The following is a 16,737-nucleotide window of genomic DNA, read 5'->3' as shown; positions in this document are numbered from 1 at the left end:
CCACATCCGGTGAAGAGCCTTTTATATACAGTTTTTTTGTGGGTGAGTAGACTCAATAGCTCCGTAACGACAAAGTGATAGGAAGCCTGATGTCTATAAAAACGCGTGCTAATCTCCAACTGGTTTATGTGTCTAATATTGACCGTTCCGTGAGTTTCTACCAGCAACTGTTTCAGTGTGAGCCAGTGTTTACCAGCCCAAGATACGTCGCCTTTTCTGCCTCTGAGCAGGGCGATGCTTTGTTCGCGTTGTGGACCGGCGGCGAGCAGCCCTCACCATCAATCACACGACTAAGCGAAATTGGCATTATGGTGCCCACCAATGATGACGTTGATGCCGTTTTTGACCAATGGTCGAACAACCTAACCATCAATGTTGTTCAACCTCCTTACGATGATGTGTTTGGCCGAACCTTCGTGATTCAAGATCCTGATGGGCATTTCGTGCGCGTAGCGCCTATTGATTAAGCATACTGCTATCCTAATGAGGAGCAATTATGATCGATCATTTAAGTACTTACGCAACGAATTTCTCGGCGACTAAAGAATTCTATCGTTCGGTGTTTGAGCCGCTCGGTTATGCGATCCAAATGGAGTTTGTTGCAGAATGGAATACTGATTTTCCGACTCAGCGAATGTGTGCTTTTGGACCAAGCGATCGGCCCATCTTTTGGGTGATAGAAACCCAGACTCCCTATACCCCTCGTCATATCGCATTTTCAGCACCAACAAGAGTGACAGTGGAGGCGTTTTACGATGCTGGAATGAAGGCTGGGGGAATGGATAATGGTAAGCTAGGTCTTAGGCCTATGTATCACAACCATTACTTTGGTGCATTTCTTATTGATCCAGACGGCAATAACATTGAAGCGGTATGCCATCATCCTGAGTCGTAGTTTATCAAAACGATCAGAGGATATTTAAACGCACCTGTATTGATGGATTAACCAGTGACACGAGAGGCGATGATAAAAAATCGCTCGACGAGGCTTGAAATCAAATCGCGCAACCTTATATAGAGTAATGAGGCGATGCCATTGGGTCGCCGGGGGCTTGTCCAAGTTGGAAAGCCGTTATTTAGATTTTATTGCTTCATAGGAAGGGTAAGATTATGCGTAACTTTGATTTCTCTCCACTCTATCGTACCGCAATTGGTTTTGACCGTTTGTTCGATTTGGTTGAAAACACGAATGCGTCAAACGCAGGTGGTTTTCCTCCTTACAACATTGAGCAAGGCAAAGAGAACCAATACCGAATTACCATGGCGGTCGCTGGCTTTAGCCAAGACGAAGTAGACATTACTCAGCAAAAAAACAGCCTCACGGTTGCAGGTAAAAAACACAGCCGTAATCAAGATACGAAGTTCTTGTATCAGGGTATTGCTGAGCGTGATTTCGAACGCAAGTTCCACCTCGACGATCACATTAAAGTGATGGGGGCGGAAATGGAAAACGGCATGCTTCATATTGATTTAGTGCGTGAGGTGCCTGAAGAGGAAAAACCTCGTCGCATCGAAATCGGTAGCCGTTTACTCGAAAACGTTGAGTAAGTGTCGGCCAGAACGATACGAAAAAGGAGAGGGCAGCATGGCTGCCCTTTTTTGTGGCTAGAGAATTGTGGTGTTCTGATTCGCAAGCCTGCTTTGCATCTTCGCTTTATAGACACGTTCCCTTTACCTGTACTTGTGGGCGGTTATCGCTCGCTAATGACGCCGCGGGTTGAACCTACTATTACGGCCTGTGTTTAAAAAAGCGCGTGGTCGAGCCGTGAAAAAGAATCTGAGTTGCACAGACTAAGGCGATAGGTTTCACGTGGAACCTTTGGATTAGCTTTACGAACGATTCAATATCATTTACCAAACCAAACCAAACCAAACCAAACCAAACCAAACGATGTGCCTGTTAACGGCACTTTGATATATAACGTGCGGATTCGTTCTGTAGGTTGAACAACCAATAGTCAGGGCTTGGGCTGATGAAGGGCAAAGTCGTCTTTCAGCAATTAGCAAAAATGGGCAGGTTAGATAGCGGCGAGAAGGGAAATAGTATAGAGCGTTTTCGCGTTGGCAAGAGGCGTAATAAGAGGTTTGACGTGGAACATGTGTGTACCTATGTTCCACGTGAAACCAACATTTATCCTTCGTTGTAGGCGCGCGCGACTTCTTCGGCAATCACTTTTATACCTTGTTGCATGTCATCATCTTCTTGGACATAGTTCATGCGAATGCATTGCTTAGCATGATCCCAGCCTTCGTGATCGACACCAATAAAGAAATACTCTCCGGGGACAACCAGTACACCGCGGGCCTTTAAGCGTTTATATAACTCTTGGGTGGAGATTGGGAGATCGTTAAACCAGAGCCAAAGGAAGATAGCTCCTTCTGGCTTATGAACACGAACTCGCTCATCGTTAATGGTTTCCAGCACCATCTTTAATGTGCGCTGCGACTTTTGTTGGTAGAAAGGGCGAACGACATCTTTACTTAAGCGTAATAGATCACCGCGTTCTATCATCGCTAGCGCCATTGCTGGCCCCACACTGTTTGGTGACAGACTGACGATGCCGTTGATATTTGACATCGCACTGATCACGGCTTCATTCGCAATCACAATCCCACAACGCACACCCGGCAACCCTAGCTTACTGAGGCTAGAGCAGAGGATGGTGTTTTCATTCCAGAACGGTGCAACGTCTTCAAAAATAATATCAGGGAAGGGCGTGCCATAGGCGTTATCGATGATTAGTGGAATATTGTTGTCGCGTGCGAGTTGGTCCAGTTGTTGAATTTCGTTATCGGTTAACACGTTCCCGGTCGGGTTAGTCGGTCGGGAAGCACAGATGGCGCCAATGCTTTCATCAATCTTTAGGCGACTGAAATCGACGTGGTACTTAAATTGGCGGTTATCCAATAATTCAATGTCAGGTTGGTAGCTAACAAAGATATCGTCGTTGATACCGGCGTCACCATAACCGATATATTCGGGCGCAAGGGGCAGCAAGATTTTTTTGTGGCTACCATCGGCGTAGCGTCCAGCTAATAGGTTAAACAGATAGAAGAATGCACTTTGGCTACCATTGGTCAGCATGATGTTCTTGCTTGAGAGTTGCCAGCCATAGGTCTGATTAAGAAGTTCAGCGAGCGCATTGAGCAATGCTGATTTACCTTGGGGACCATCATAGTTGGTCATGGCATGTAATAGGCTGCCATCTTCCAACATTGACTGGCTAAGCGTTTTAAAATACTCGAGCATTTCTGGGATGGCTGCAGGGTTGCCGCCACCCAACATAATGGCGTCTGGGTTACGTAAGCCATCATTCAGATCGTCCATTAGTTGCGTGATGCCTGAGTGGTTAGCGAGCTTCTCGCCAAAGTGAGTGACTTCCATGGTTACTGCCTTCAAGGTTCGGTGTTTGTTGTTATGGTTAAACAGCCATCAACATACAACAATCTATTGTGCAAAAGAAAGTATCGAGAGCTCGTTATCGGATAATCAATAGGCCGTGCGATTGACGGACTTGTTACGTTATCGGTACACCTTGACCGAACCATTGCAGCAGTGATTTAGGCGCTGATTGTTCCACGTGAAACCATCAGGACGCTTCGACAATCATGCGATGGATTGGATAGGGAGAGACAATCACGGGTAAGGCGTTAAGAGTAGATACACCTTAATTCAATAAAAAAGCCCCGCGTTATAGCGGGGCCGAGTCGTGTATTGCTGATAATTACTTCTGTAGAACAGAGATATCTGCCACGTTGAGGAACTGCTCACGGATAAGGTGAAGCATCGCCAAACGGTTGGCTTTCAGTGCAGGATCATCTGCCATGACCATCACGTTATCAAAGAAGGTATCAACCGGTGTGCGTAATTGCGCCAGCTCGGTCAACGCGCCTTGATAATCGCTGTCAGCAAATAAAGGTTTAACCGCGGCGACTTTCTCTGCCACTACGTCCGCCAATGCTTTTTCAGCGTCTTCTTGGAGCAAGCTAGTATCGACGCTGCTAGGAAGCTCGCCGTCATACTTGGCCAAGATATTACCCACTCGCTTATTGGCCGCAGCCAGTGCTTCGGCTTCTTCAAGACTGCGGAAGTGCGACACCGCTTTAACGCGACTGTCAAAGTCAGCAGGCTTGGTTGGACGACGTGCCAACACCGCTTGGATGATATCCACGCTATAGCCCATATCTTGGTACCAAGCGCGGAAACGACCTAGCATAAAGTCGAGGACATCCGCCTCTACCTCTTTGTGAGTCAGACGGTCATCGTACTGAGCTTTGGCATCGCGGATGAGGTCGACAAGATCAAGCTGATAGCCGTTCTCGACGATAATACGCAGGACGCCTAACGCGGCACGACGCAGGGCGAAGGGGTCGCTGCCTTTAGGTGCTTGACCAATCCCAAAGATGCCCACGATGGTATCCATTTTGTCAGCCATCGCGAGTGCTGAGGAAACCGGCGTCGTAGGCAGCTTATCACCGGCAAAGCGCGGCCAGTATTGCTCATTCAGCGCCAGCGCTACGGCTTCGGGCTCGCCATCATGACGCGCATAGTGCATGCCCATCACGCCTTGGGTTTCTGTGAACTCAAACACCATCGAGGTCATGAGATCACACTTAGCCAGTTGGCCTGCGCGCTCAGTGTGTGCCTTGTCGGCACCGATACGCTCTGCAATCTGTCCTGCGAGTGCAGTAATGCGATCGGTTTTATCTTTGATGGTACCCAATTGCTTTTGGAATACCGCGCTATCTAGCTCTGGCAGGCGATCAATCAATGGGCGCTTGCGGTCAGTATCAAAGAAGAACTCAGCATCCGCGAGGCGAGGACGCACGACTTTTTCATTCCCTGAGATAACCTGCGTCGGATCTTTCGATTCAATGTTAGATACGAAGATAAACTTAGGCAGTAGCTCGCCGTTAGCGTCATAGACAGGGAAGTACTTTTGGTCGCCTTTCATGGTGTACACCAGCGCTTCTGATGGCACTTTAAGGAACTTGTCCTCAAAAGAGGCAGTCAGTACCACTGGCCACTCCACCAGTGAAGTGACTTCTTCAACCAAGTCTTCATCCAGCTCAGCCATCCCACCAACCGCGGCAGCTGCTGCTTTGGCATCTTTAATAATCAATGCCTTACGCTTTTCATAATCGGCCATGACCTTACCTTCACGCTCGAGGCGCTCTGGGTATTGGTCAGCATGATCCAGCGTTAAGCTCGATTCACCCATAAAGCGGTGACCGCGAATCACGCGATCGGATGCCACGCCAAGGATGGTGCCTTCAATCAAGGTGTCCCCATACAGCATCACTAAGGTTTTCACTGGGCGGATAAACTGGGTGTCTTTGTCACCCCAGCGCATGGGTTTAGGAATAGGCAGTTTGCTCAGGGCGTTGTCGGCCAGTACCGGCAATAAGGCGTCGATGGCTTGACCGGGTACGTGTTGACGATACAGCAACCATTCACCTTTATCGGTTTTTAGGCGCTCGGCCTCGCTCACGTCAATCCCGTTACCGCGCGCCCAACCCATGGCCGCTTTGGTGGGGTTGCCATCTGCGTCAAAGGCGGCGCTGACCGCAGGTCCGCGTTTCTCAACCACTTTATCTGGCTGGCGATCGCTCAACGCCGCAACTTTAAGTGCTAAGCGACGTGGGGAGGCGTACCAAGTAATCCCTTGGTGGCTCAGATCAGCGTCTTTCAATTGTGCGTCGAATTGGCTGGCAAAAGCTTCAGCCAAGGTGCGCAAGGCTGTGGGTGGTAGCTCTTCAGTGCCGAGCTCAATCAGGAAATTTTGCGTTGCCATGATGCTCCCTTATTTGGTGTGTCGGCACATCGGGAAGCCCAGCGCTTCGCGAGATGCGTAGTAGGCTTCGGCGACACGTTTAGTCAGTGTGCGAATGCGCAGAATATAGCGTTGACGTTCAGTCACTGAGATGGCTTTACGCGCATCCAGCAGGTTGAACGCATGACCGGCTTTTAGGATCTGTTCGTAAGCAGGCAAAGGGAGCGGCTGCTCGAGATCCAGTAGCTTGGTACTTTCGGCTTCGCACTGATCAAAGTAGCGGAACAGAAAATCAACATCAGCGTGTTCAAAGTTGTAGGTCGATTGCTCCACTTCGTTTTGGTGGAAAATATCGCCGTAGGTCACTTTGCCAAATGGGCCATCGGTCCAAACCAGATCATACACAGAATCGACTTCTTGAATGTACATCGCCAGACGTTCGATACCGTAGGTAATCTCACCAGTCACCGGCTTACATTCCAGCCCGCCGACTTGTTGGAAGTAGGTAAACTGGGTGATCTCCATCCCGTTAAGCCAGACTTCCCAGCCTAGGCCCCAGGCGCCAAGCGTTGGGTTTTCCCAGTTATCTTCCACAAAGCGAATGTCGTGGACTTCTGGATCAATACCCAGCACACGCAGCGAGCCCAAATACAGCTCTTGAATGTTATCGGGTGACGGTTTCAGGATGGTTTGAAACTGGTAGTAGTGCTGCAGACGGTTCGGGTTCTCGCCATAACGCCCATCGGTAGGACGACGAGAAGGTTGAACGTAAGCCGCTGCAATAGGCTCTGGACCAAGTGCACGCAAGCATGTCATTGGGTGGGAGGTACCTGCACCCACTTCCATGTCTAGCGGCTGAACAATGGTACAGCCTTGCTGGGCCCAATAATCCTGCAGCGCGAGGATCATACCCTGAAAGGTTTTGATATCGAATTTATGCATTGTCAGGTTCGCGCGAGTTGATGAATGGAGAAAATAGCTGGCAATTATAACTCGCAGTGCGCTCAAGCAGTAGGGGGCTGGCGGATTTTTGTGCGCCTTTGATTCGCTTATTTTCTGCATATAGAGGGAGGAGGAATAGAAGTTGCCAAGCGATTGTTCAAATCGTACACTAGCGCCGTCTTGGGGAGTAGTCGACCACTGCACAGTCAGTGGGGCAATCATCAACATAGTTGAAGCAAAATCTTCATGGTGATTGCAAGCCTGCCATTAGGTGCTCTGGGCTTGACGAGACCAACGACAATCGCACGAACCGGGGTGGGGCGTGTGTGTTGTCGTGGTTGAATCATAATAAGCCCTGCCCCAGATGAGTAATGTCATGAGCGTTCTTGCTATTTCTATCTCCACCGTCACCTTGGCGGAAATCGGGGATAAAACCCAACTACTATCGCTGGCGTTAGCGACACGTTTTCGTAAGCCCGCGGTGATTATCTTTGCTATTTTCGTGGCGACGTTAGTCAACCACGCCATTGCCGCCTGGCTCGGGGTGGTCGCGGCCGATATACTGACCGATACCTTATTGCATATTGTTTTGATCATCAGTTTTAGCGTGATGGCGGTATGGATGCTGATCCCTGACAAGCTTGAGGAAGAAGGGATTCAGGGTAAAAGTGCTTTCTGGGCGAGCTTCAGTGCCTTTTTTGTTGCAGAAATCGGCGATAAAACTCAGATCGCAACCACAGCATTGGGCGCTCAGTTTAATGATGCGCTTTGGATTGTGGTGATTGGGTCAACCATTGGCATGCTATTGGCCAATGTTCCCGTGGTGTTGGCCGGTGATAGAATTCAACGTCATGTGCCATTTGCGGTGGTACGGGCGCTCGCCGCAGCCATGTTTGCGGCGTTGGCTGTCCTTGATACCTGGTATCTACTGAGTTAGCGCAAGACAATGATGGTTCGATAAGGGTTGGCGTTATGCCAGCCCTTTTTTGATCAAAAATTGAAACGGCACGGTCTCTGTTTGGGCTGCGACCAAGGTATGGTCCATAAAGCGACAAAAACTCGGGATATCCCGTGTCGTGGAGGGATCATCCGCGGTGATAAGCAAGGTCTGACCGTCATCCATATGGCGGATACGCTTACGCACCATCATTACTGGCTCGGGGCAACGTAGGCCTATGGCATCAAGTTGGAGATCGGCATGGTCAAAAGGGGCAGTCATGTTAAATACCTCGAAAAATGTCGGTCTGATCATACTTATGGCGAGGAATTATTCAAACAGGGTTGTGTTTGTAAAAAGAATGTGTAGATTAATTAACAAGTCGTTAACGAAAGGCGAAGTCATGAGAAAAGCACAAACGGGCAAATTGGGCTTGGCTTATGGACACCGTATCGCAACTTACACAGGGCTGAGCGGACTCGCTTTTTGGGAATTAACGCAAAGTCATGAGCATGCTCTCTTGGCAACACTAGCAATTTGCGCTGCAGCGCTGGGGCTATTGGTGGAAACTTTAGCCACTTCGACACCACGTTCGCAGCCTGACTAGGCTAACTCACTCAACAGCTACACTCACTCCCAGTTTTCTTGGGCTTCCCCGCTTTCGGAGCGGGATTTTTTTTGTCTGTACGTCACCAAAAAAGGCCAACCTGTAACAAAGATTGGCCTTTTTGCGTGGATTAGCCTTGGTGAGCGATATCAATCACCACGCGGCCTTTCACCTCGCCCTGAATAATTTTATCCGCATATTCTGGGGTTTGCGCCAGTGCGATAGTGTGGCATGCCTGTTCAAAGTAACTGGCTGGGAGTAGCTTGGTAAGTGACTGCCACGCAGCTTGACGTTGCGCTTTCGGGCAAGAAACGGAGTCAACACCTTGCAATCGCACATTGCGCAAAATAAACGGCATCACAGTTGCGGGTAAATCAAAACCGCCGGCAAGGCCGCATGCGGCGACCGTCCCCCCGTACTGGATTTGTGAGAGGACATTGGCAAGCATTTGACTGCCGACGGTATCAATTGCGCCAGCCCACTGTTGCTTGTCCAGCGGGCGACCGGGTGCGCTAAAGGACTCACGCGGTAGCACGTCGTCAGCGCCTAGTTGCTTAAGCCACGCTTGGTTGGCTTCAAGTCGGCCTGTGACTGCACTGACGCGATAGCCCAAAGCATGCAATAAGGTGACCGCGACAGAGCCAACGCCGCCACTCGCGCCGGTGACCAACACAGGACCATCTTCAGGTTTTACGCCGCCATCGATTAAGGCTTGTACACATAACATGGCGGTAAACCCAGCGGTACCTACCATCATTGCCTGTTGCTCAGTGAGGCCCTCAGGGAGGGGAACGAGCCAGTCGCCATTAACACGCGCTTTCTCGGCCATGCCACCCCAGTGTGACTCTCCGACGCCCCAGCCAGTCAGTACTACTTTGTCTCCGGGCATATAGTCAGGATGCTGGCTATCGGCAACCGTGCCCGCAAAGTCTATCCCCGGCACCATGGGGAATTGGCGAACAATCTTACCTTTGCCGGTGATGGCTAGGCCGTCTTTATAATTGAGGGAGCTGAAATCAACATTGACGGTGACATTACCATCAGGCAGCAAATCGTCATCGAGTGAGGTGATCTTCGCGAGGGTTTGTTTTTCGTGTTGTTCGAGGACAAGCGCGTTAAACATGGCATTCTCCCGGTTGGAATAAGTGAGCGGCCATACTAGGCCGTGCGAATAAGCAACCACTTGCGTTACATCAATCACTATGCGATTGAACGCCGTTAGACGCAACCTAAAAAAAAGAGCGGTAAACACCGCTCTTTCATGGTCACAAGGAAGGCATTACACGCGTTCGAACACGGTGGCAATTCCTTGGCCTAAGCCAATACACATGGTTGCCAAGCCTATTGTCGCATCTTGACGCTCCATTTGATGTAACAAGGTGGTCGAGATGCGTGCGCCTGAACACCCTAATGGATGTCCTAACGCAATGGCGCCTCCATTGAGGTTAACCTTTTCATCCATTTTATCCATCAGGCCGAGATCTTTCACACAAGGCAAAGACTGGGCAGAAAATGCCTCATTCAGTTCGACCAAGTCAATGTCATCGATGCTTAGGCCCGCACGTTTGAGCGCTTTTTTGGTCGCTGGGACCGGGCCATAGCCCATGATGGATGGGTCACAACCTGCAACACCCATCGCGCGGATGCGAGCACGAATTGGCAGGCCTAGCGCTTTGGCTTTTTCTTCACTCATCACTAGCATTGCTGCTGCACCATCCGAAAGGGCCGATGAAGTACCTGCTGTCACTGTGCCGTTTGCCGGATCAAAGGCGGGACGCAAACCGGCGAGGCTCTCTACGGTGGTCTCTGGACGAATCACTTCATCATTTTCCACCAAGGTGAGCAGGCCATCGGCATCGTGGCCTTCAATCGGCGCAATCTCGTCTTTAAAGCGGCCTTCAACGGTAGCGGCGTGCGCACGGGCATGGGAGCGCGCCGCAAACTCATCTTGCATTTGACGACTAATGCCGTGCATACGGCCAAGCATTTCTGCGGTCAGTCCCATCATACCGGCGGCTTTGGCGACGGATTTTGACAGCCCTGGGTGGAAGTCGACGCCATGGTTCATGGGAACATGGCCCATGTGCTCCACACCACCAATTAAAAAGGTATCGCCATCGCCAACCATAATGGCACGGGCGGCGTCATGGAGAGCCTGCATCGACGAGCCACACAGGCGGTTGACGGTGGTTGCACCCACGCTATGTGGAATGCCAGCAAGGAGTGCCGCATTACGGGCAATATTAAAACCTTGCTCGAGCGTTTGCTGTACACAGCCCCAGTAGATGTCTTCGATGCTGGTGCTTTCTACCGCAGGGTTGCGTGCCAGCAGAGATTTCATCAGATGCGCGGATAGATCTTCAGCGCGGACGTTGCGAAATACACCGCCTTTCGAACGGCCCATGGGGGTACGGATACAGTCAACGATCACTACATTGTTCATTGTTCTCTCCTTAAACTTAGGCTGATTGCGGTGCGTTGACCGGTGTGACATCAAAGTAAGCCTGTTTATCGCCAGCTCGACGTTTCATATCAGCGGGGACGTGATACAAGGCACCGAGATCCGCAAACTTTTCTGCCATGGCGACATAGTTTTCGACACCCAAGGTATCCACGTATCGGAAGGCACCACCTCGGAATGGAGGGAAGCCGATACCGTAAACCAAAGCAATGTCTGCTTCTGCCGGAGAGGCAATGATGTTTTCTTCCAAGCAGCGGGCGACTTCGTTGATCATCGGCACCATCATACGAGCGATAATATCCTCGTCACTGATCTCTGCTTGACCACCTTCAATCACGGGGGCGAGCAACGCAGGGGCTGCTTCATCGGCTTCTTTTTTCGGCTTGCCTTTTTTGTCTGTGGTGTAGCGATAGAAGCCTTTGCCATTTTTCTGACCAAAGCGCTCGGCCTCATACATCACATCAATGGCATCACGGCCAGACTTACTCATGCGGTCTGGGAAGCCTTCTGCCATCACTGCCTGAGCATGATGTGCGGTATCGATACCAACCACATCAAGCAGATAAGCAGGGCCCATAGGCCAGCCAAATTGTTTTTCCATGATTTTGTCAATGCGCTGGAAGTCCACTCCGTCACGCAGTAGCAAGCTAAAGGCATGGAAGTAGGGGAACAATACGCGGTTGACGAAAAAGCCGGGGCAGTCGTTGACGACCACGGGCGATTTACCCATCTTGGCGGCATAAGCCACCACGCGCGCGATGGTTTCATCAGAGGTTTTCTCGCCACGAATCACTTCCACTAATGGCATGCGATGAACCGGGTTAAAGAAGTGCATGCCACAGAAGTTTTCTGGGCGGGCCAAAGACTTGGCGAGGGTGTTAATTGGAATGGTGGAGGTATTAGAGGCAATCACCGTATCGTCACTGACTAGCGCTTCCACTTCTTTGAGTACGCTCGCTTTGATTTTCGGGTTCTCGACCACAGCCTCGACCACGACATCGCTGTGCTCAATGCCCGCATAGTGGAGGCTTGGAGTGATTGATGACAGCACTTGGCCCATTTTAAAGCCATCAATGCGACCGCGGCTAAGTTGCTTATTCAACAACTTGGTCGCTTCCGTCATGCCCAGTTCCAATGACTGGGGCGCGATGTCTTTCATCATTACCGGCACGCCTTTCAGCGCGGATTGATACGCGATACCGCCGCCCATGATGCCTGCGCCGAGCACAGCTCCACGCTGCGTATCTTTACCTTGTTTGGCTGCTTTCTTTGCATTGCCCTTAATGACTTGGTCATTGAGAAAAATCCCCACAAGGGCTTTGGCAACGTCAGTCTTGGCCAATTTAACAAAGTAACGGTTCTCAACCTCAAGCGCCTCATCACGTCCTAGGCTTGCGGCTTCTTCAATCGCCTTAACGGCCGCCATCGGAGCGGGGTAATGCTTGCCAGCAACCTGAGCGACCATGCCTTTGGCCATGGTAAAGCTCATCGCCGCTTCGGTGCGATTAAGGGCTAAAGGTTGTTGTTTTTGATGGCGGCGGGTTTGCCAATCAATCTTGCCTTCAATGGCTTGAGTAAGCATGGCTATTGCGGCATCACGCAGTTTGTCGCTCTCTACCACCGCGTCGACCAGTCCCTCTTTCAACGCAGCACTGGCGCGCTTGTCTTTTCCTGCGGTAATCAGCTCCATTGCGGTATCTGCGCCGACAAGACGTGGCAAACGAACGGTCCCTCCAAAGCCCGGCATAATACCGAGTTTGGTTTCGGGTAGACCGATACGGGCGTCAGTGCTCGCCACGCGTAAGTCAGTGGCGAGTACGCACTCACAACCACCGCCAAGAGCATGGCCATTAATGGCACTGATCGTTGGGAAAGGTAGGTCTTCCAAGCGGTTAAAAATAGCGTTAGCACGTGCCACCCAGTCAGACAGTTCCTGATCTGGCTTGGCAAAAAGGCCGAGAAATTCTGTAATATCCGCGCCTACAATAAAGGCTGATTTGGCTGAGGTGAGTAGTAAGCCTTTAATGTCTTGGCCCGCAAGCGCTTCCAGCGCTTCGTTTAAGCTTTCTAGCGTTGCAAGATCCAGTTTGTTGACAGAACCTTGGCTGTCCAGCGTCAGTTCTGCAATGCCGTTATCCAATGCACGAACTGAAAGGTTATCTCCTTGGTAGATCATGGTCGTTCTCCACGTTGGCAGTACCATCCTGGTTGAAGAGTGTTCTGGTTAGACCAGATGCGACCTAGTGTGGATCATTGTTATAAGAAATGACAACCAAAAGTTAAACGAATGTTTAAAATATGTGGTGTGAGTAGAAGCTTTACACTGCGTTATTCTCTGATGGGCTATGGTAGACTGACGGGGAAAAGTATTGGGTCGAGCTGTGTATGTCCATCACTCCCTATCGGGTTCCTGCTCAAACAGTCCGCTGTGAGCAGGAGATAAAGAAAAGTCGCTTCATTACCTACCTTGCTCATACGCAAGGAGAAGAAGACGCCAAACAATTTATTCAATCTATCCGTGAGACCTATCCAGATGCACGTCATCACTGTTGGGCATTCGTCGCGGGTCGGCCTGAATCCTCCGTACAGTGGGGATGTGGCGATGATGGTGAGCCTGCCGGGACGGCGGGTAAGCCCATGCTCGCGCAGCTTTCCGGTGCGAATGTCGGTGAAATTTGTGCGGTGGTGGTGCGATACTTCGGTGGGGTAAAGCTGGGTACCGGTGGCTTGGTGAAAGCATACGGAAGTAGTGTGCAACAAGCGTTGATGATGATGGAAACGCGAGAAATCGCTGTTACGGTTCCTTATGTCTTAAGCTGTGAATATGCTCACATTGATACAATTGAATCCTTACTCAAGCAATACCATGGCGTTCAGCTTGATGCAGAATTCAGTCATAATGTGCGATTAACTGTGCGCATTGACGCGCGATTTGTCGCAGATTTTCTAGAAGCATTAAAAAACCAGACCCGCGGCCAGGCCCTTGTGTCTCCGCTGGAAAATGAATCAACGTCAGGCACCTAGCCTGCTTTACGTGTAACGACGAGACGTCAGTTAAATACTGTCGCCGATAAGAGGGCCACGTCAGGCTATGCAATTTCGTTCCATCACCCGCATCGTCGGACTCCTGCTGGCCCTGTTCAGCATAACCATGCTCGCACCAGCGCTGGTCGCGTTTATATATCGAGACGGTGCAGGTTATCCTTTCGTACTAACCTTCTTTCTGTTGCTTGCCGGCGGTGGGTTGCTGTGGTTTCCAAACCGTCGCAATAAACATGAGCTAAAAGCGCGTGACGGCTTTTTGATTGTGGTCTTGTTTTGGACGGTGATTGGCAGCGCGGGCGCGGTACCTTTGATACTCTCGGAGCAACCCGATCTTTCCGTCAGCGAAGCCTTTTTCGAATCTTTTTCAGGCTTAACCACAACGGGTGCAACCGTGATTGTGGGGTTGGATGAGCTTCCCAAAGCGATTTTATTTTATCGTCAATTACTACAATGGCTCGGCGGCATGGGGATCATTGTGTTAGCGGTGGCGATTCTGCCTGTGCTCGGTATCGGGGGAATGCAGCTTTATCGTGCGGAAATCCCTGGTCCTGTCAAAGATACCAAGATGACACCGCGAATAGCCGAGACAGCCAAGGTGCTTTGGTACATTTATCTGACCTTGACCGTGAGCTGTGCGTTGGCCTATTGGCTAGCCGGTATGTCAGCCTTTGATGCAATTGGGCACAGTTTTTCTACTGTAGCGATTGGGGGCTTTTCGACCCATGATGCCAGTATTGGACATTTTGATAGCACCGCCATCAACCTGATCACGGTTGTCTTTCTGCTCATCTCTGCATGTAATTTCTCGTTGCATTTTGCCGCGTTTGCCAATAATGGTCTGAACATTAAATTTTATCTCCGTGACCCTGAGTTTCGCGCCTTTTTGGTGATTCAGTTCTTATTATGGCTGGTGGTCTTTACCATGCTAAGCGGGCACCAAGTGTACGACGGTCCGACAGAGACATTAACCCAAGCCTTGTTTCAGTCTGTCTCTATCTCGACCACTGCTGGCTATACCACGACGACGTTCGCCCATTGGCCGTTGTTCCTCCCCGTTTTACTCTTGTTTTCATCGTTTATTGGTGGCTGTGCTGGCTCAACTGGTGGCGGGATGAAGGTGATCCGTATTCTGTTGCTCTCTCTGCAAGGGACACGGGAGCTAAAACGGTTAGTGCACCCTCGTGCGGTCTATACCATCAAAGTCGGGAATAAGGCGCTAAGGCAACAAGTGGTCGATGCCGTATGGGGCTTCTTCTCGGCTTACGCGCTGGTCTTTGTCATTTGCATGTTGGCCTTAATTGCGACGGGGATTGAAGAATTAACCGCTTTTTCTGCGGTTGCTGCGACCCTCAATAACTTAGGACCGGGACTCGGAGAAGTGGCCGCTCACTTTGGTGATATTAATGATACGGCCAAATGGGTATTGATCCTCGCGATGCTTTTTGGCCGTTTAGAGATATTCACGTTATTGGTTTTATTTACGCCCACATTCTGGCGCAGCTAGCCGAATGGGGAAGGAGAGAACATGAGCGCGCAACAGGATGCAACGCAAAAGGTCTTACTACTGCACTCTAGCCGAGAAGGGCAGACCAAGAAGATCCTGCATTTTATCGAGAAACAGCTGGGTGAGTCGGCGGAGTGTGAGATAAAGGATATTCATCAGCTTCCTCAGGTCGATCTCAGTCATTATGATCGCGTGCTGATTGGCGCGTCTATCCGATATGGCCACTTTAATAAAAAGCTGTACCAATTTATCAATACGCATGTTGAACAGCTCAAAGCGGCGAAAGCTGCATTCTTTAGTGTCAATCTCACTGCGCGTAAACCGGGCAAAGACACACCAGAGACCAGCGCTTATAGCCGTAAGTTTATCGAGAAGTCACCGTGGACCCCTGAACTGCATGGTGTGTTTGCGGGCGCACTCTACTACCCACGCTATAAATGGTTCGATCGAGTGATGATTCGCTTTATCATGCATATTACGGGTGGGGAAACGGACACCACCAAGGAAGTGGAATACACGGATTGGCGTAAAGTGGCGGAATTCAGCGAGCAATTTGCCCGCTTTTAGGCCATAACGCTGATTGTTTGACCGAACAGCGGCTTTTTCTAAAAAAAGTCGCTTTTCCCTCTTGCCAAGGTGAGCAACTTCTCTATAATGCGCCTCCATCGACACGGCACACAGGGCAAGCGCTCAGCGGCCATGTCGGGGCAAAAAATCAAATAAAAATAAACGCTTGACGTCAGTTTTTAAATGATTAAGATAGCCCACCTACTTAACGCCGACAACGCGTTAGGGGAGTCAAAAAGACGTTTTGTTTTCGCCGATTGGCATCAACAAAAAGATAAAATTTCTTCTTGACTTCATCGGCAAGGCGAGTAATATACGCAGCCCTGACCGAGCGAAGCAACGCTTCGCAAGTCAACGCTCTTTAACAATTTGACCTATGCAATCTGTGTGGGCACTCGTTGAGAATAGACAAAAAGATTTATTCGATGAACTGAGTGACCAAACGATAACTTTTACAGTTATTCGGCACAGTCAATTCGTTTTTCTCTTCGGAGATAAACAGTAATCAGTATTCATTGAGCTGAAACTTCGGTTTCGAAAAAACTTTAATTGAAGAGTTTGATCATGGCTCAGATTGAACGCTGGCGGCAGGCCTAACACATGCAAGTCGAGCGGAAACGGCAGTATTGAAGCTTCGGTGGATTTACTGGACGTCGAGCGGCGGACGGGTGAGTAACGGCTGGGAACCTGCCCTGACGAGGGGGATAACCGTTGGAAACGACGGCTAATACCGCATAATGTCTACGGACCAAAGGTGGCCTCTACATGTAAGCTATCGCGTCGGGATGGGCCCAGTTAGGATTAGCTAGTTGGTAAGGTAACGGCTTACCAAGGCGACGATCCTTAGCTGGTTTGAGAGGATGATCAGCCACATGTCTCTTCACACACACTGAAGCTGAC

At 50.2% G+C, this 16,737-nt stretch carries 15 protein-coding genes and 1 rRNA gene; 9 read left to right on the top strand and 7 right to left on the bottom strand.

The genetic code is table 11. From position 1 onward, the window contains the following. Window positions 1–89 precede the first annotated feature (89 nt). From BGK46_RS00585 to BGK46_RS00575, 3 genes are all read left to right on the top strand, one after another. Window positions 90–467, top strand: coding sequence for a VOC family protein (locus BGK46_RS00585; protein ID WP_069586528.1), 378 nt, complete (start codon window positions 90–92; stop codon window positions 465–467). A 29-nt stretch (window positions 468–496) separates the two neighbouring features. Continuing rightward, on the top strand, window positions 497–895 hold the full coding sequence (locus tag BGK46_RS00580) for a VOC family protein (protein ID WP_069586527.1): 399 nt from the start codon (window positions 497–499) through the stop codon (window positions 893–895). Window positions 896–1,110: 215 nt separating this feature from the next. Beyond that, window positions 1,111–1,548, top strand: a complete 438-nt coding sequence (locus BGK46_RS00575; RefSeq protein WP_069586526.1) for an Hsp20 family protein — start codon at window positions 1,111–1,113, stop codon at window positions 1,546–1,548. Between the two features lie 583 nt (window positions 1,549–2,131). Here the strand turns inward: BGK46_RS00575 and BGK46_RS00570 are convergent. The 3 genes from BGK46_RS00570 to glyQ all read right to left on the bottom strand — a co-directional run bounded on the left by BGK46_RS00570 (window position 2,132) and on the right by glyQ (window position 6,716). Continuing rightward, the gene (locus BGK46_RS00570; protein WP_069586525.1) at window positions 2,132–3,385 is read right to left on the bottom strand and encodes a valine--pyruvate transaminase; all 1,254 of its coding nucleotides are present in this window, start codon (window positions 3,383–3,385) and stop codon (window positions 2,132–2,134) included. Between the two features lie 340 nt (window positions 3,386–3,725). Then, window positions 3,726–5,795, bottom strand: a complete 2,070-nt coding sequence (glyS, locus tag BGK46_RS00565; RefSeq protein ID WP_069586524.1) for a glycine--tRNA ligase subunit beta — start codon at window positions 5,793–5,795, stop codon at window positions 3,726–3,728. Between the two features lie 9 nt (window positions 5,796–5,804). Next, window positions 5,805–6,716 (bottom strand): glycine--tRNA ligase subunit alpha, encoded by a 912-nt coding sequence (gene glyQ / locus BGK46_RS00560; protein ID WP_046074837.1) that lies wholly within the window; start codon window positions 6,714–6,716, stop codon window positions 5,805–5,807. Between the two features lie 376 nt (window positions 6,717–7,092). On the opposite strand from glyQ, the gene BGK46_RS00555 reads away from it, so the two are divergent. After that, window positions 7,093–7,653 (top strand): TMEM165/GDT1 family protein, encoded by a 561-nt coding sequence (locus tag BGK46_RS00555; RefSeq protein WP_069586523.1) that lies wholly within the window; start codon window positions 7,093–7,095, stop codon window positions 7,651–7,653. A gap of 33 nt (window positions 7,654–7,686) precedes the next feature. On the opposite strand, the gene tusA is transcribed toward BGK46_RS00555, so the two are convergent. Next, on the bottom strand, window positions 7,687–7,935 hold the full coding sequence (gene tusA, locus BGK46_RS00550; protein WP_069586522.1) for a sulfurtransferase TusA: 249 nt from the start codon (window positions 7,933–7,935) through the stop codon (window positions 7,687–7,689). Between tusA and BGK46_RS17290 the strand changes: the two genes are divergently transcribed. Then, complete coding sequence (locus BGK46_RS17290) at window positions 7,934–8,260, top strand: hypothetical protein (RefSeq protein ID WP_139130700.1); 327 nt, start codon at window positions 7,934–7,936, stop codon at window positions 8,258–8,260. The two genes, tusA and BGK46_RS17290, sit on opposite strands and share 2 nt — an antisense overlap. Window positions 8,261–8,390: 130 nt before the next feature. Here the strand turns inward: BGK46_RS17290 and BGK46_RS00540 are convergent, their stop codons facing one another. The 3 genes from BGK46_RS00540 to fadB all read right to left on the bottom strand — a co-directional run bounded on the left by BGK46_RS00540 (window position 8,391) and on the right by fadB (window position 12,897). Then, window positions 8,391–9,383 carry an MDR family oxidoreductase gene (locus BGK46_RS00540; RefSeq protein WP_069586520.1) on the bottom strand — a complete coding sequence of 331 codons (993 nt, stop codon included), beginning with the start codon at window positions 9,381–9,383 and terminating at the stop codon, window positions 8,391–8,393. Window positions 9,384–9,539: 156 nt separating this feature from the next. Beyond that, window positions 9,540–10,703, bottom strand: a complete 1,164-nt coding sequence (gene fadA / locus BGK46_RS00535; RefSeq protein ID WP_069586519.1) for an acetyl-CoA C-acyltransferase FadA — start codon at window positions 10,701–10,703, stop codon at window positions 9,540–9,542. 16 nt (window positions 10,704–10,719) lie between these two features. Further along, window positions 10,720–12,897, bottom strand: a complete 2,178-nt coding sequence (gene fadB, locus BGK46_RS00530) for a fatty acid oxidation complex subunit alpha FadB (RefSeq protein ID WP_069586518.1) — start codon at window positions 12,895–12,897, stop codon at window positions 10,720–10,722. A 209-nt stretch (window positions 12,898–13,106) separates the two neighbouring features. On the opposite strand from fadB, the gene BGK46_RS00525 reads away from it, so the two are divergent. From BGK46_RS00525 to BGK46_RS17690, 4 genes are all read left to right on the top strand, one after another. After that, entirely contained in the window at window positions 13,107–13,745 is a 639-nt protein-coding gene (locus tag BGK46_RS00525) for a YigZ family protein (protein WP_069586517.1), read from the top strand. Window positions 13,746–13,812: 67 nt separating this feature from the next. After that, on the top strand, window positions 13,813–15,270 hold the full coding sequence (locus BGK46_RS00520) for a TrkH family potassium uptake protein (RefSeq protein WP_069586516.1): 1,458 nt from the start codon (window positions 13,813–13,815) through the stop codon (window positions 15,268–15,270). 21 nt (window positions 15,271–15,291) lie between these two features. Further along, on the top strand, window positions 15,292–15,837 hold the full coding sequence (gene hemG / locus BGK46_RS00515; protein WP_069586515.1) for a menaquinone-dependent protoporphyrinogen IX dehydrogenase: 546 nt from the start codon (window positions 15,292–15,294) through the stop codon (window positions 15,835–15,837). Between the two features lie 546 nt (window positions 15,838–16,383). After that, window positions 16,384–16,737 (top strand): 16S ribosomal RNA (locus BGK46_RS17690); the annotation flags it as partial.

This window comes from Salinivibrio sp. SS2, assembly GCF_001722075.1.
Lineage (GTDB): Bacteria > Pseudomonadota > Gammaproteobacteria > Enterobacterales > Vibrionaceae > Salinivibrio > Salinivibrio proteolyticus.
The sequence above is the reverse complement of the archived record's forward strand: the minus strand, read 5'-3'. Positions and strand labels throughout refer to the sequence as shown.

Bases quoted from the DNA above. Each gene is read 5' to 3' on its own strand.
- tusA (WP_069586522.1), bottom strand. From the start codon at position 7,935: ATGACTGCCCCTTTTGACCATGCCGATCTCCAACTTGATGCCATAGGC.
- BGK46_RS00575 (WP_069586526.1), top strand. From the start codon at position 1,111: ATGCGTAACTTTGATTTCTCTCCACTCTATCGTACCGCAATTGGTTTT.
- BGK46_RS00525 (WP_069586517.1), top strand. From the start codon at position 13,107: ATGTCCATCACTCCCTATCGGGTTCCTGCTCAAACAGTCCGCTGTGAG.
- BGK46_RS00585 (WP_069586528.1), top strand. From the start codon at position 90: ATGTCTATAAAAACGCGTGCTAATCTCCAACTGGTTTATGTGTCTAAT.
- BGK46_RS00580 (WP_069586527.1), top strand. From the start codon at position 497: ATGATCGATCATTTAAGTACTTACGCAACGAATTTCTCGGCGACTAAA.
- fadA (WP_069586519.1), bottom strand. From the start codon at position 10,703: ATGAACAATGTAGTGATCGTTGACTGTATCCGTACCCCCATGGGCCGT.
- glyQ (WP_046074837.1), bottom strand. From the start codon at position 6,716: ATGCATAAATTCGATATCAAAACCTTTCAGGGTATGATCCTCGCGCTG.
- BGK46_RS00520 (WP_069586516.1), top strand. From the start codon at position 13,813: ATGCAATTTCGTTCCATCACCCGCATCGTCGGACTCCTGCTGGCCCTG.
- BGK46_RS00540 (WP_069586520.1), bottom strand. From the start codon at position 9,383: ATGTTTAACGCGCTTGTCCTCGAACAACACGAAAAACAAACCCTCGCG.
- BGK46_RS00570 (WP_069586525.1), bottom strand. From the start codon at position 3,385: ATGGAAGTCACTCACTTTGGCGAGAAGCTCGCTAACCACTCAGGCATC.
- fadB (WP_069586518.1), bottom strand. From the start codon at position 12,897: ATGATCTACCAAGGAGATAACCTTTCAGTTCGTGCATTGGATAACGGC.
- hemG (WP_069586515.1), top strand. From the start codon at position 15,292: ATGAGCGCGCAACAGGATGCAACGCAAAAGGTCTTACTACTGCACTCT.
- BGK46_RS17290 (WP_139130700.1), top strand. From the start codon at position 7,934: ATGTTAAATACCTCGAAAAATGTCGGTCTGATCATACTTATGGCGAGG.
- BGK46_RS00555 (WP_069586523.1), top strand. From the start codon at position 7,093: ATGAGCGTTCTTGCTATTTCTATCTCCACCGTCACCTTGGCGGAAATC.
- glyS (WP_069586524.1), bottom strand. From the start codon at position 5,795: ATGGCAACGCAAAATTTCCTGATTGAGCTCGGCACTGAAGAGCTACCA.